This window comes from Pseudomonas sp. MF08831, assembly GCF_059862645.1.
Genome location: NZ_JCBCUX010000003.1, coordinates 448,366 through 462,357 on the forward strand (window position 1 = coordinate 448,366; position 13,992 = coordinate 462,357).

Genomic DNA, 13,992 nt, shown 5'->3' on the forward strand with positions numbered 1-13,992 from the left:
CATGTTCGATTCGTTGAAAGCGATCAGTCGCCGTTTTCTCGGCCTGTTAACCACGGTGGTGAGTGCCCTGTTCGGCCAATGGCAGCCGCCTTTCTGGCTGCGCGCCATAGGTCGAGGCTTTGCGAACCTGGGCCGCAACGCTCGCGCCTATCCGCGCCAGGCCGGCGCCGGCGTGCTGGGCCTGGTGTTACTGGCTGGCGCAGGATTCTACGGCTGGCACTGGTATTCAAACCTGCCGCAGCCGCACACCGTTGGTTATTCGTTGCACAAGCCGAACCTGACGGATTACACCCAGCAACCGCCGGTGGTGGATAACTTGCAGGTGCGCTTCGCCGAATCCGTGGCCCCCCTGGCGGCGATTGGCAAACCGGTGACGGAGGGCATCACCCTCAAACCCAACGTGGCAGGCGCCTGGCGCTGGTCCGATGACCGCACTTTACTGTTCGTGCCAGAAAAAGACTGGCCTGTAGACGCCCACTACACGCTGGACCTGGCGAAGAAAAACCTCCTGGCCGACGGCGTGTTGCTCAGCCAGTACAGCAGCCAGTTTTCCACCCAGCCGTTCCGCGCCACCCTGGCGCAAAACGAGCTGTATCAAGACCCATCCAACCCGACGCTGAAACAGCTGGTCGCGACCTTCCACTTTTCCCACCCGGTGGATGAAGACAACCTGCGCAAGCGCGTGTCTGTGACCCTCGGCAAAGGCCTGGCCTACCGCGACGCGCAGTTGCCCAACCGCCCGGAAATCACCTTCGACGACAACAAGCTCAACGCCTACGTACGCTCTGCCGCCCTCGCCACTCCACTGGAAAGCACGCCGGTCAGCGCCAGGCTCGACGAAGGCATCAAAGCCCGTGACGGTGGCAACGCCAGCACCGCGCCGCTGGTGTCGGAAGTCACCGTGCCCGGCCGTTATCGCCTGACCTTCACCGCCGCCGACGTCAGTTTTGTCGACAATGAACGCGGCGAACCTGAACCGGTGCTGATGTTCAGCAGCTCCAGCGCTGTGGCCGATGACACCATTGCCGGTAAGGTCCAGGCGTGGCTGCTGCCGGAAAAAGCCCAGGACGATACTCGTCCCTATACCAGCAACGACATTGATGACGCCCTGCTGGCCCGCAGCACCAAGGTTGCTCTGACCCATGTGCCCAGCGTCGAGCCGCTGAACACCTTGCACGCGTTCAAATTCAAGGCCCCGGCCGGTCGCGCGCTGTATGTGCGTGTGCCCGCCAACCTGGAAGCCATCGGCGGCTATCTGGCGAAAAACCCTACGGCCTCGTTGATCAGCATGCCGGCGTATCCGCGCACGCTGCAGTTCCTGTCCAACGGCGCGCTGCTGAGCCTCAACGGTGAAAAACGCCTGGGCTTCATGGCCCGTGGCGTGCCCGGCGCCCATGTGGAAATCGCCCGGCTGCTGCCCAACCAGTTGCAGCACCTGGTGGACCAGAGCAGCGGCAGTTTTGCCCGGCCCAATTTCGGCAACGAATACTTTGATCGGATGGTCGAGCGCCAGTCGCTGGATATTGCGCTGTCGTCCAATGACCCGGCGAAAACCGTCTACGACAACGTCGATCTGAGCCACTACCTCACCGCCAACGGCGGGCGTCGTGGCATTTTCGTGCTCAAGCTCAGCCCTCAGGATGACCCCGCAGAACGCACGTTCGAGTACGACCGCAGCAGTACCAGCGACCTGCGCTTTATCGTGGTGACTGACCTGGGCATCATCGCCAAGCGCTCCAGCGATGGCAGCCATGATGTGTACGTGCAGTCGATCGGCAACGGTTCGCCGGTGGCCGACGCACAGGTCGACATCATTGGTCGCAACGGCCTGCCGGTCAGCAGTGGTCGCACCGACACCGAAGGCCATGCGCATTTCGCCAAGCTGGATGAATTGCGCCGTGAGAAAACGCCGCTGATGTATGTAGTCACTCGTGGCAATGATCAGTCCTTCCTGCCGATTGCCCGTCAGTCGCAGCAGCTGGATTTGTCGCGTTTTGATGTAGGCGGTTTGGAAGAAGACGGCGCGATTGATCGCCTCAGCGCCTACCTGTTTACCGACCGCGGCCTGTATCGCCCTGGCGAGACCGCGCACTTGGGCATGATCGTGCGCAGCGGCAACTGGAAAGGCGCCCTGCAAGGCCTGCCGGTGGAGCTGCAAATCACCGACCCACGTGGCCTGGAGGTGATTCGCCAACCCCTGAAGCTGTCCACCAGCGGTTTTGAAACTTTTGATTTCCCCAGCAGCGACGTCGCCCCCGCAGGCGATTACACCGCGACCTTGCAGTTGATTGGCGAGAAAAACACCCGCACCGACCTGGGCAGTGTCAGCTTCAAGGTCCGCGATTTCGAGCCGGACCGCATGAAGGTCAGCCTGAGCCTGCACGACACGCCCGTATTGGGCTGGATTCCACCGGACCAGGTGGTGGCCAAAGTCACTGCAATGCACTTGTTCGGCGCTCCGGCCGCCGGCCGCCGGGTGACGGCGAAGATGTCCTTGAGCCCGACGCTTGCGGCCTTCGACCGTTATCCCGATTACCGCTTCCGCCTCAACAACTCATTGGAAGACGCCAGCACCGAAGACCTCGCCGAAACCACCGTCGACGACAACGGCCAGGCCGTGCTCGACCTTAACCTGCAACGCTTCGCCAACAGCACCTATCGCCTGCAGGTCATGACCCAGGTGTTCGAGGCTGAAGGTGGGCGTAACGTGGCGGCGCAAAGTGCGCTGCTGGTGTCGTCCGCGCCTTATCTGGTTGGTGTGAAAAGTCAGGATTCGCTGTCGTACGTCGCCAAGGACGCCCCGCGTCAGGTGCAGTGGCTGGCCGTCGCGCCAGACCTCACGCCATTGGCGGTGGACGGCCTGACCAGTGAAGTGGTCGAGCACCGTTATGTGTCGGTGTTGGTGAAACAGTCCAACGGCACCTACAAATACGAGTCGCGCATCAAGAACATCAGCCAGCCCGCCTCGCCATTGACGATGACCAAGGACGGCGCCAAGCAGACCCTGAACACCGGTACGCCGGGCGATTTCACCCTGCAACTCAAGGATGCCAACGGCAACCTGCTCAACCAGATCGACTACAGCGTGGCCGGGCGTGGCAACACGTCGCGCTCCCTGGAGCGTAACGCCGAGTTGCAGCTGCGCCTGGATAAACGCAGCTACGCCACCGGCGATGAGATTGCGATCAGCATCCGCGCGCCGTACACCGGCGCCGGTTTGATCACCATCGAACGCGACAAGGTTTACACCCAGCAATGGTTCAAGGCCGACAGCACCAACAGCGTGCAACATATCCGCGTGCCTGCGGGCCTTGAGGGCAATGCCTACGTCAACGTGCAGTTCGTGCGCGACATAGGCTCGTCCGAGGTTTATATGAGCCCGCTGTCCTACGGCGTGGTGCCGTTCAGCATCAACCTGGATGCGCGACGCATGGCGCTGAAGGTCGAAGGCCCGGCGAAGATCGAGCCGGGGCAAACCCTGGACATCAAGGTCACCGCCGACCGGCCAGGCCGCGCGGTGGTCTACGCGGTGGACGAAGGCATCCTGCAAGTGGCGCGTTACCAGACGCCGGACCCGTTGGGTTTCTTCTTCCAGAAGCGCGCACTGGAGGTCGGCACCAGTCAGATTCTTGACCTGATCCTGCCGGAATTCAGCCGCTTGCTCAGTGGGGCAGCGCCCGGCGGCGATACGGAAGGCGCTCTGGCCAACCACCTCAACCCGTTCAAACGTAAACATCAGCCGCCTGTGGCGTGGTGGTCCGGGTTGGTGGATTTGCCGGCCGGTGAAACCGTGCTGCATTACCAGGTGCCGGACAGCTTCAACGGCAAGCTGCACCTGTTTACGGTGGCGGTGGACGCCGACAGCGTGGGCGTCAGCGAGGCCAGCACCGAGGTGCGTGGGCCGATCGTGATCACACCGAACGTACCGGCCTTTGTCGCGCCGGGGGATGTGTTCAACGTGAGCGCCGGAGTATTCAGCAACCTCGATGCCGCGGCGGACGTGAAGTTTGAGCTGCAAACCAGCGACGGCCTCAACGTGCAGGGCGACAAAGGCAGCACCTTGTCACTGCAACCGCGCAAGGAAGGCACCGCCGAATTCAAGATCAAGGTCGGCGAAACCCTCGGCTCGGCGGACCTGCGCTTTATCGCCGTGCTGCCGGACGGCAAGCGCATTCAGGTGGCGGAAACCACCTCGATCCGCCCATTGAGCGAGCACCGTGTGGCCTTGAGCCTGGGTCGTTTCGACGGCGCCAGCAAAGAGCTCAAGCCCACCCGTGAGCTGTTCAGCCAACTGCGCGACGTGCAGTTGGGCGTGGCGGCCTCGCCGCTGGTGTGGGCCAACGGCCTCAAGCATTACCTGGATGACTACGGTTATGCCTGCACCGAGCAATTGGTGTCCAAGGCCATGCCGGCGTTGATCTGGGGCGGCACGGCGCCAGAAGCCGAGCAAGCGTTCAACAACGCGGTGCGTATGTTGCGCCAACGCCAGAACCAGGCCGGCGGCTTCGGTTTGTGGGCCGCCAACCCGGACGTGGCGCCGTACGCCAGCTTGTATGCCACCGACTTCCTGATCGAAGCCAAGGAACGCGGGCTGCCGGTGCCGGAAGATTTGCTGGTGCGCTCCAACGCCTACCTGACAGAACTGGCCAACGGCCCGAGCGAAGGGCTGTCGGAATTGCGCAACCGTGCGTACGCCAGTTACCTGCTGAGCCGTCAGGGCATTCTCGTGAGCGGCGCCTTGAGTGATATCCGCGAGCGCTACGAGAGTTACTTCAAAGACACCTGGCAGAACGACCTGGGCGCCGCTTACCTGGCCGCCAGCTACAAGTTGCTCAAGCAGGACCGCCAGGCCGATACGCTGTTCCGCAAAATCCCATGGCGCTCCCTTGTGGATAAGTGGGACAGCGACGGCCTGTATTACGACCCGCTGGTGCACGACGCCGAACACTTGCACCTGCTGGCGCGTCACTTCCCTGAGTTGCTGGACGATGTGCCGACCGCCTTGCTGGATAAGCTCGGCAAGCGTCTTAACGAGCAACGCTACAACTCGCTGTCGGCGGCCCTGCTGCTGCGTGCCCTGGACAACTATGGCCAGCGCGCGCAAAGCGACATGACGCTCAAAGCCACCGCCTGGCTGGGCGACAAGCAGCAGCAATTGCTGGAGATGGCCGGGCAGCCACCACGCGCCGCCGTGCCGGGCGCTACGCAAAAGCTGGTGATGGAAAAAACCGACGGCCCGGCCGCGTTCTACATGCTCAGCGAAGCCGGTTTCGACAAGGGCGCCAAGCTCAAGCCGATCAACAATGGCCTGGAAATCATCCACGAATACCTCGACCTCAAAGGCGAGCCCGTGAGCATAGTGGCGGTGGGCGATGAGTTCCTGGTGCGTCTGCGTCTGCGTGCGACCGACCGCGACCAAGTGCAGCAAGTGGCCGTGGTCGACCTGCTGCCCGGCGGCGTCGAGCCTGTGTATAACTTGCCGCCGGAGCCGGAAACCGCCAGCGCCGATGAAAGCGAAGGCGATGATTCGGAGTACGTGGAAACCGCCGACAGTGAAGAAGCGGATGCCTGGCAGGCGCCTATCGGCGAAACCGAGCTGAGCAACTGGCAGCCGGACTACGTGGACGTGCGTGATGATCGGGTGGTGTTGTACGGCACCGCGCTGCGCGATGTGGGCACTTTCGTCTACCGCGTGCGCGCCACCAACGCCGGCACCTTCAACACGCCTCCGGCCTACGCCGAAGGGATGTACGAAACCACCCTGCAAGGGCGCGGCAAAGTAGGCCAGCTTGAAATTACCAAGCCTTAAACGCCTGACGCCGCTGCTGGCAGCGGCGGTGGTGCTGGTGGGGTTGCGGTTGTGGCCACACGCCCCGCTGGAACAGGCCGTCACCTCGTCGCGGGTGGTGTTGGCCGACGACGGCGCGCTGCTGCGCATGACGTTGGCGGATGACGGCCAATACCGGTTGTGGCTGCCGCTCGCGCGCATGTCGCCGTCACTGGTCGAGGCGTTGCTGCTCAAGGAAGACCGCAATTTCTATTGGCACCCGGGGATCAATCCCCCGGCGTTGCTGCGCGCGGCCATGGCCACCTACAGCGGCGGCCAGCGCCAGGGCGGTTCGACCTTGAGCATGCAACTGGCGCGGCGCCTGTGGGATTTGAACACCCGCCAAGTGCCGGGCAAGTTGCAGCAGATGGCCCTGGCGTTGTGGCTGGAGGCGCGCTACAGCAAGCACGACATCCTTGAGGCCTACCTGAACCTGGCGCCCATGGGCGGCAATATCGAAGGCGCCGAGGCGGCCAGCCGCATTTACTTTGGCAAGTCGGCGGCGCAGTTGTCGTTGTCCGAGGCGCTGGCGCTGGCGGTGATTCCCCAGCAGCCGGGGCGGCGCGCGCGTTTCGGGCCCTCGCTGCAAAACGCGCGACTGCGCTTGATGGCCGACTGGCGCGAGACTTATCCACAAGACCCGCGAAACGACAGTTTGCTCGACTTGCCGCTGGAGGCGCGCAACCGCCAGCAGATCCCCTTCCTGGCACCGCACCTGAGTGAACAACTGCTGGCGTCCCAGCCCGGCAACGAGCTGAACAGCACGCTTAATCTGCCCTTGCAGCAATTGCTCGAACGCCTGATCAGCGGCTTTATCGCCGAGCGGCGCAGCACGGGTGTGGCAAACGCCACAGCGATTCTGATCGACAGCCGTGACCAGAGCGTAAAAGCGCTGGTGGGCTCAGCGGATTACTTATCCACAAGCATTCACGGACAGGTCAACGGCGTGTTGGCGCGGCGCTCGCCGGGGTCGACCCTCAAGCCGTTTCTGTATGGGCTGGCGCTGGATCAGGGTGTGATCCACCCAATGAGCATCCTCAAGGATTTGCCGAGTAACTTCGGCTACTTTCAGCCGGAAAATTTCGACGGCAGTTTTATCGGGCCGCTGACAGCGCGGGATGCTTTGATCCGTAGTCGCAATATCCCCGCGGTGTGGCTGGCCAGCCAAGTCAAATCGCCGTCGTTGTACGGTTTGCTGCAACGCGCCGGCATCCAGGGCCTGCGCGGCGAGAGCCATTACGGCTTGGCCTTGGCCCTAGGCGGTGGCGAGATGACACCCGAGGAGCTGGCGCGGCTGTATGTGATGCTGGCCGGCGACGGGCATCTGCGGCCGTTGCGGTATTTGCAGGAACAGCCGCAATCCACTGGGCCGCAACTGCTCACGCCGCAGGCCACGTTTATGGTGCGCGATATGTTGCGCCGCAACCCACGGCCGGATGGCTTGCCCGGCCGCCATTGGCGCACCGCGTGGAAAACCGGCACCTCGTGGGGGTTTCACGATGCGTGGAGCGCCGGCCTGGTCGGGCCGTACGTGCTGGTGGTGTGGGTGGGTAACTTCGATGGTCGACCGAACCCTGCGTTTATCGGCGCCAAGACCGCTGCACCGTTGTTCTTTCGCATCGCTGACGCCCTGCCCCTGGCGCTGCCCAATGTGGTGATCAAGCCCGACAAGCCACCCGCCGGGCTGGTGCGCATTGAGGTCTGCGCCGCTTCCGGTGAGTTGCCCAACCGCTGGTGCCCGCAAACCCGCAAGACCTGGTACATCCCCGGCGTGTCGCCGATTCGCGTGTCGAACCTGCACCGCCCGGTGCTGATCGACACCCGCACTGGCAAGGCTGCGTGCCCGCCATTTGATGCGCAATACACCCGTGAAGAAGTCTTCGAGTTCTGGCCCAGTGACGTGCAACGCCTGTATCGCGCCGCCGGCTTGCCTCGGCGCACGCCGCCCAGCGTGATGAAAAACTGCCAGCCCAACCGCGTCAGCGACCAAAGCGAAGCTCCGCAAATTCGCTCGCCGCTGACCCAAGTGAGCTACCAGTTGCGGCTGTCTCAGCCACAGGAAAGCATCCCGCTGAATGCCAACGCGGCCAGCGACGCAGCGACGTTGTATTGGTTTGCCGACCAAACCTTGATCGGCCAAGGGCCGCCGCAAACCACGTTGAACTGGCGGCCGGGCAAGTCCGGCGAATACCGGTTGCGCGTGAGTGACGATCAGGGCCGCAGTGCGAGCCGGGGGTTGAAGGTGGAGTTTGTGCCCTGATCGCAGGGTACTTGGCTGGATAAGCGCAGATCGCCCCTGTGGGAGCGGGCTTGCCCGCGAAGACGTTGGCCCAGCAAACAGTGATGTTGACTGACCCACCGCTTTCGCGGGCAAGCCTGCTCCCACATTTGATCTGCTGCGCGACGCCCTGATCAGGCGTCTTCGTCGCCGAGGCCGGCTTTGCCGGCATCCTTGGAAAAATGCTTGAACGCCGCACCCAGCTTGCGTTGCTCGAAGATCGAAAACACCAACGTGCCGAGCAGGATCAGCATCCACACCAGAAACAGCTTCAAGGTATCCACTTGAGCGACGAACAGCAGCAGCGTCACCACGCCGCCGATGACCATGCCCAAGCCCATCCACGCGCCCAACACCCGACCCACCGCCAGGCGCATGCCTTTGGGCAGGACCAGCCGGGTCGCCATCATCACCACAATGATCGTCAGGAAAAAACCAAACGCCGCCATGAACGGAATCGGGAAACCGCCTTCGCGGTACAGCCAGGCCAGCAGCCGATACACGGGGCCCAGTGGCTCCATTTGCTGATACGTGTCGGGACCGGGTAAATGCAGTTGGGCGAAATGCGCGGGCGTCATGGCCATGATGCCCACGCCGATCATCCCGACCACGGCCGCATAGAAACCACCGGCACGCCACAGCGGCGCCAGCACGCGAGTGTTTTCCACATCCTGGGGCAGCGCCAGGCCGAACACCGCATTGCGCTGTTTACCCTGGGCAATCGCAGGTTTACCGTCGCGCTCACAGGCATCGCCAATCAGCATCACGTCCAGGTCCTGGACCAGCAGGATTTCGCCTTGGCGCCGGGAACTGCCGACGAGTTCGTAATCGTCAGGGGCCTTGTTGCCGAACAGATCAATGCCTTCGGCGATCACGCGGATCTCACCCGTTGCATCCTGCAGGCGGAAGTCATTGCAGCGCGCCTCGCTGGATACCCGGCTCCAGCTCCAGTGCCCGTCGTCGTCTTTCTTGCCGTCCTCGACAACCCAGACATAGCCCACGCACGGCTTGCCATTCACCGGCGACAGCTGGGTCTTGTCGGCAATCACTTTGCCGCGTACTTCCACCAGGCCCATCGCCAGCGAACGAATCTGGCTGGTGGCCAGGCGCTGTTCGGTTTTATAGAAGCTGGGCCCGAAGCTGAGCAGCAGGCCGACCAGAATGCCTACGGGGAAAAACAGTGCGATAAAAATGTGCGGTGCATAAGCAATCAAGCTGATGAAGCCCGCGAGCAACACCAGTGCCAACGCGGTTTTCCACTTGGGTTTCTTCACCACGACGCCTGCCTGGGTGGTTTTCATGCCCCCGGCACCTCAAGTTTCACGCCTTCGTAGCGGGTTTCTTCGGCGCTGATGGCCAGCAACGGAATACGCTGATAGCTGAGCATCCGCGCAAAGAACAGGTCGGGGAACACCGCGATGGCGATGTTGTAGAGGTTGACCGACTCATTGAAGAACTCACGCCGGTCGGCAATGCGCTCTTCCACGGCCGAAATGGCTTGCTGCAACTCGACCATGTTCGGCCCGGAGATCAACGCCGGATAACTCTCCGCCACCGCAATCACCGACTTGAGTGCGGCATTGAGCTGATTGGACGCATCGACCTTGTCGTTGAGGCTGCTGGCATTCAAGTATTGGTTACGCGCATCGCTCAGCCGCGTAAACAGCGCGTTCTCGTGGTTCATGGCGGTCTGCACCACGCGCATCAGGTCGGGGATCTGGTCGGCCCGTTGCTTGAGCAGCACGTCGATGTTGGCAAACGCCTTATCCACATCGTTACGCCGCATGACCAGGCCGTTGTAGACCCCGACCATCCAGCCGATCAGGCCCACGACAATGATCAGCACGACGATGCCGGCGATTAGCAGTTCGATATTCATGGTGAAGGCGTCCCTGTCTGAGTTATCCACAGGAAGGCATTCTAGGGGTAAAGCCTGACGGCGCGCCCGGCAGTAGCCCACAGATTCGACAGGAGGTCGTTAATTCGTCGCGGCGATTCGCACGACCTCATTGCGGTTTACTTTGCCTAAAACGTTGCGCGGGATAGCCTCGGTCAACACGATCTGCCGTGGCAACTTGAACGGCGCCAGGCGCACACGCAACCAGGCAAGGAGCTCCTGCGCCGAGGTGCCAGGTGCATCGGCTGTCAGCTTGACCAACGCCACCACCCGCTGCCCCGCTTCGTAATCCGGTGCGCCCGCGACGGCCGCATCGGCGACGGCCGGGTGCAGGATCAGTTGGTTTTCCACTTCCACGGGGGAAATCTTGTCGGTGAAGCTGACAATCTGATCCTTGCAACGCCCGACAAAGCGGTACTCGCCATTGGGCAACTGCACCATCAGATCGCCCGAGGCAAACCAAACTCCACGGCTATGGCTGATGATGTCGCCGGGACCGGTCCAGTAGCCGAGGCTCAGGTTGGCGCCGCACATCTGCAGTTCGCCTACGTCGCCTTGGGCAACTTCGACGCCGTCGGCATCCACCAGGCGCGCGCGCCCTGGGATGGCGGTGAGGGTATCCCATACCGAACCAAAGGCCATGCTGCCCAGGCATTCCGTCAGGCCGTAAGTATTGTTCAGACGCCACCCAAAGGTGTTTTGGAAGGTTTCGGCAACCACCGGGCGGCACGCGTCTCCACCTACCCCACAAACCCGCATCGAGCTGAGGTCGCGCGGGCGCTTACGCTGGGCGTCCACCAGCGGCTGGCAGATAAACGGCGCGACGAACAGCATCGTGCCCCTCTCTTGCTCGATGGCATCGAGGAGTTTGTCGGCATCGAAACGGCTGAACATGACTTCCTGACAGCCACGAATGATCGTCGCCATCAGCACGAACGAACCGGAGACGTAGGCGACCGGCGTGCTGCCGAGGGTGCAGGAGTGCGAATCAAGTTCCCACGCACTCAGTGCACCGGCAACGTGGGAAATCACCCGCTGGTTGTAGGCCACCAGCTTGGGCATGCCCGTGGTGCCGGACGTTGCCAGCAGCAGGCAGGTCGAATCGATATCCACCGGCACCTGAGCTGTGTGGCGGCTGCCCTCGCCCAACAGCGCGTGCCAGCCCGCGCTGGTAACCGTGCGCGTACGCTCAAGCACGTCAGCAGCCATTTGCGCCACCACGGGCTGCAGATCTGCCTCATGAACAAACAACGTCGGGCGTAGCCACCCCAAAAACTCATCCAGCTCACGGGCCGTGAATTCAGTCTTCAGCGGCACCAGGATTGCCCCGCTCATCATCGCGGCGAACAGGAACACCGCGTACAGCGGCGACGTGCGCACCAGCATGACAATCCGATCACCTAGCTCGATCCCCGCTCGCTTGAGCCCGTTGCTCAGGCGCACCACTTCACTGGCAAGGCGGTGATAGGACCAGACGTCGCCGTCGGCAATCAGGGCCATGGCGTTGGGCCGCTCGCTGGCGTGCTGGAACAGCGCCTGCAGCGGGGTTTGCGAGGGGCAAGGGGCATCAATGGATTGAAAACTGCTCGGCATGATCGTCTTCCAGGGGGCTAGGACTGCTCGCGCGGTGGTGCGCGCTCCCCAAGGGAACACCTGGAAGTGCCGGTTTATTTCGTGAAGCTTCGAAGACGTAAAAACAGCGCGCATAAAAAACCCCGATTACCGGGGTGCTGGTGCCGCCATCTCGATGTAACTGGATGTCCCGCCACCCGTCGCGCCCGACAACCACCCCCACTCGAACGCCAGCGTGGTAAGCCCGGCGTGATTCACCCCGACCGTGCCGCGTGACCAGCCGGCAAGCAGCTCGCCGTCCATCGTCAGGCACTGAAACAGAAGCTCGAGGGTGTTGGAGCCCGTCACGCGCCCGACCTGCTGGCCCGTGCGGATGCGGCCACCCTGGTAAGTGCCCGTAATGGCGTTACCCTCGACCCGGTAATGAAACACCGTGCCCGAGCCGGAAAGCCCTTGGGTGTTGGCCGCTACCGCAAAGCGGCGATCGTTCAAACGTTCGCGCAGTTGGGAAAAGTCAGATCGCATCCAGGTCGCGTCCTTGCGTGGAAGTTGGAGACCCGGTGCGGGCCTCCAGCGTGTGCCGTGTTACTCCACCGTCACCGACTTCGCCAGGTTACGCGGCTGGTCCACGTCGGTGCCCTTGAGCACGGCAACGTAGTAGGACAGCAACTGCAGCGGGATGGTGTAGAGGATCGGCGACAGGGTGTCGTGGATGTGCGGCATGTTGATGACGTGGGTGCCTTCGGCGTTGGTCATACCGGCTTTTTCGTCGGCGAACACGATCAGTTGGCCGCCACGGGCACGCACTTCCTGCAGGTTGGATTTGAGCTTTTCCAGCAGTTCGTTGTTCGGCGCGACGGTGACCACTGGCATGTCGTCATCCACCAGGGCCAGTGGTCCGTGCTTCAGCTCGCCGGCTGGGTAGGCTTCGGCGTGGATGTAGGAGATTTCCTTGAGCTTGAGCGAGCCCTCCATCGCCACCGGATATTGCGCGCCACGGCCGAGGAACAGGGTGTGGTTTTTGTCGGCGAACAGTTCAGCGACTTTTTCCACGGTGCTGTCCATGGCCAGGGCTTCGCCCAGGCGGGCTGGCAGGCGGCGCAGTTCTTCGACCAGCGTGGCTTCGACGCCTTCGGCAAGGGTGCCGCGAACCTGGCCCAGGGACAGCGTCAGCAGCAACAAGCCAACCAGCTGGGTGGTGAAGGCTTTGGTGGAAGCCACGCCGATTTCGCGACCGGCCTGGGTCAGCAGGGTCAGGTCGGACTCGCGCACCAGGGAGCTGATGCTGACGTTGCAGATCGCCAGGCTGGCGAGGAAGCCCAGCTCTTTAGCGTTGCGCAGTGCCGCCAGGGTGTCGGCGGTTTCGCCGGACTGGGAGATGGTCACGAACAAGGTGTCGGGTTGCACCACCACCTTGCGGTAGCGGAACTCGCTGGCGACTTCGACCTGGCACGGGATGCCGGCCAGTTCTTCGAGCCAGTAACGCGCAACCATACCGGCGTGGTAGCTGGTGCCGCAGGCGACGATTTGCACGTTGCGTACTTTGGCGAACAGCTCGGCGGCTTGTGGGCCGAAGGCGTTGACCAGCACTTGGTTCTGGCTCAGGCGGCCTTCCAGGGTGCGTTGCACCACGGACGGTTGCTCGTGGATTTCCTTGAGCATGAAGTGGCGGAATTCGCCTTTGTCAGCGGCTTCGGCACCGTCACGGTATTGCACGGCTTCGCGCTCGACGGAGTTGCCGTCAACGTCCCAGATCGCCACGCTTTCGCGGCGGATATCGGCGATATCGCCTTCTTCCAGGTACATGAAACGGTCAGTCACTTGGCGCAGCGCCAGTTGGTCGGAGGCGAGGAAATTTTCGCCCAGGCCCAGGCCGATCACCAACGGGCTGCCACTGCGCGCGGCAACCACGCGGTCTGGCTGGCTGGCGCTGACCACGGCCAGGCCGTAGGCGCCGTGCAGCTCTTTAACGGTGGCCTTAAGGGCGACGGTCAGGTCGCCGAGGTCCTTGAGCTTGTGGTTCAGCAGGTGAGCGATGACTTCGGTGTCGGTGTCCGAGGTGAACACATAGCCCAGGCCTTTGAGCTGCTCGCGCAGCACTTCGTGGTTCTCGATAATGCCGTTGTGCACCACCGCCAGGTCACCGGAGAAATGCGGGTGGGCATTGCGTTCGCACGGCGCACCGTGGGTGGCCCAGCGGGTGTGGGCAATGCCCAGACGGCCGACCAGCGGCTCACCTAGCAGGGCTTGCTCCAGTTCGCTGACCTTGCCCGGGCGACGCATACGCTCAAGCTTGCCGGCGTTGGTGAAGACCGCCACACCGGCGCTGTCGTAACCGCGGTATTCCAGGCGCTTGAGGCCTTCAAGCAGGATGGCGGTGACGTTGCGTTCAGCGACTGCGCCTACAATTCCACACAT

Annotated in this window: 7 protein-coding genes; 2 read left to right on the top strand and 5 right to left on the bottom strand. The window is 62.7% G+C overall.

The genetic code is table 11. From position 1 onward, the window contains the following. The first annotated feature begins 1 nt into the window (after nucleotide 1). Both AC19YS_RS08275 and pbpC read left to right on the top strand, forming a co-directional pair. Nucleotides 2–5,809 (top strand): MG2 domain-containing protein, encoded by a 5,808-nt coding sequence (locus AC19YS_RS08275; RefSeq protein WP_500601430.1) that lies wholly within the window; start codon nucleotides 2–4, stop codon nucleotides 5,807–5,809. Further along, nucleotides 5,790–8,087 (top strand): penicillin-binding protein 1C, encoded by a 2,298-nt coding sequence (pbpC, locus tag AC19YS_RS08280; RefSeq protein ID WP_500601431.1) that lies wholly within the window; start codon nucleotides 5,790–5,792, stop codon nucleotides 8,085–8,087. Before AC19YS_RS08275 ends, pbpC begins: the two co-directional genes overlap by 20 nt. A gap of 152 nt (nucleotides 8,088–8,239) precedes the next feature. On the opposite strand, the gene AC19YS_RS08285 is transcribed toward pbpC, so the two are convergent. The 5 genes from AC19YS_RS08285 to glmS all read right to left on the bottom strand — a co-directional run bounded on the left by AC19YS_RS08285 (nucleotide 8,240) and on the right by glmS (nucleotide 13,992). Further along, complete coding sequence (locus AC19YS_RS08285) at nucleotides 8,240–9,406, bottom strand: hypothetical protein (RefSeq protein ID WP_500601433.1); 1,167 nt, start codon at nucleotides 9,404–9,406, stop codon at nucleotides 8,240–8,242. Beyond that, nucleotides 9,403–9,984 (bottom strand): LemA family protein, encoded by a 582-nt coding sequence (locus tag AC19YS_RS08290; RefSeq protein WP_106575960.1) that lies wholly within the window; start codon nucleotides 9,982–9,984, stop codon nucleotides 9,403–9,405. Before AC19YS_RS08290 ends, AC19YS_RS08285 begins: the two co-directional genes overlap by 4 nt. 99 nt (nucleotides 9,985–10,083) lie before the next feature. Beyond that, complete coding sequence (locus AC19YS_RS08295; RefSeq protein ID WP_500601435.1) at nucleotides 10,084–11,595, bottom strand: class I adenylate-forming enzyme family protein; 1,512 nt, start codon at nucleotides 11,593–11,595, stop codon at nucleotides 10,084–10,086. A gap of 126 nt (nucleotides 11,596–11,721) precedes the next feature. Continuing rightward, complete coding sequence (locus AC19YS_RS08300; protein WP_200624112.1) at nucleotides 11,722–12,099, bottom strand: avidin-fold protein; 378 nt, start codon at nucleotides 12,097–12,099, stop codon at nucleotides 11,722–11,724. Between the two features lie 60 nt (nucleotides 12,100–12,159). After that, the gene (glmS, locus tag AC19YS_RS08305) at nucleotides 12,160–13,992 is read right to left on the bottom strand and encodes a glutamine--fructose-6-phosphate transaminase (isomerizing) (RefSeq protein WP_200624154.1); all 1,833 of its coding nucleotides are present in this window, start codon (nucleotides 13,990–13,992) and stop codon (nucleotides 12,160–12,162) included.

What these genes read in the sequence shown, in the direction of transcription:
- glmS (WP_200624154.1), bottom strand. Translation starts at nt 13,992, where the DNA reads ATGTGTGGAATTGTAGGCGCAGTCGCTGAACGCAACGTCACCGCCATC.
- AC19YS_RS08285 (WP_500601433.1), bottom strand. Translation starts at nt 9,406, where the DNA reads ATGAAAACCACCCAGGCAGGCGTCGTGGTGAAGAAACCCAAGTGGAAA.
- AC19YS_RS08290 (WP_106575960.1), bottom strand. Translation starts at nt 9,984, where the DNA reads ATGAATATCGAACTGCTAATCGCCGGCATCGTCGTGCTGATCATTGTC.
- AC19YS_RS08295 (WP_500601435.1), bottom strand. Translation starts at nt 11,595, where the DNA reads ATGCCGAGCAGTTTTCAATCCATTGATGCCCCTTGCCCCTCGCAAACC.
- AC19YS_RS08300 (WP_200624112.1), bottom strand. Translation starts at nt 12,099, where the DNA reads ATGCGATCTGACTTTTCCCAACTGCGCGAACGTTTGAACGATCGCCGC.
- AC19YS_RS08275 (WP_500601430.1), top strand. Translation starts at nt 2, where the DNA reads ATGTTCGATTCGTTGAAAGCGATCAGTCGCCGTTTTCTCGGCCTGTTA.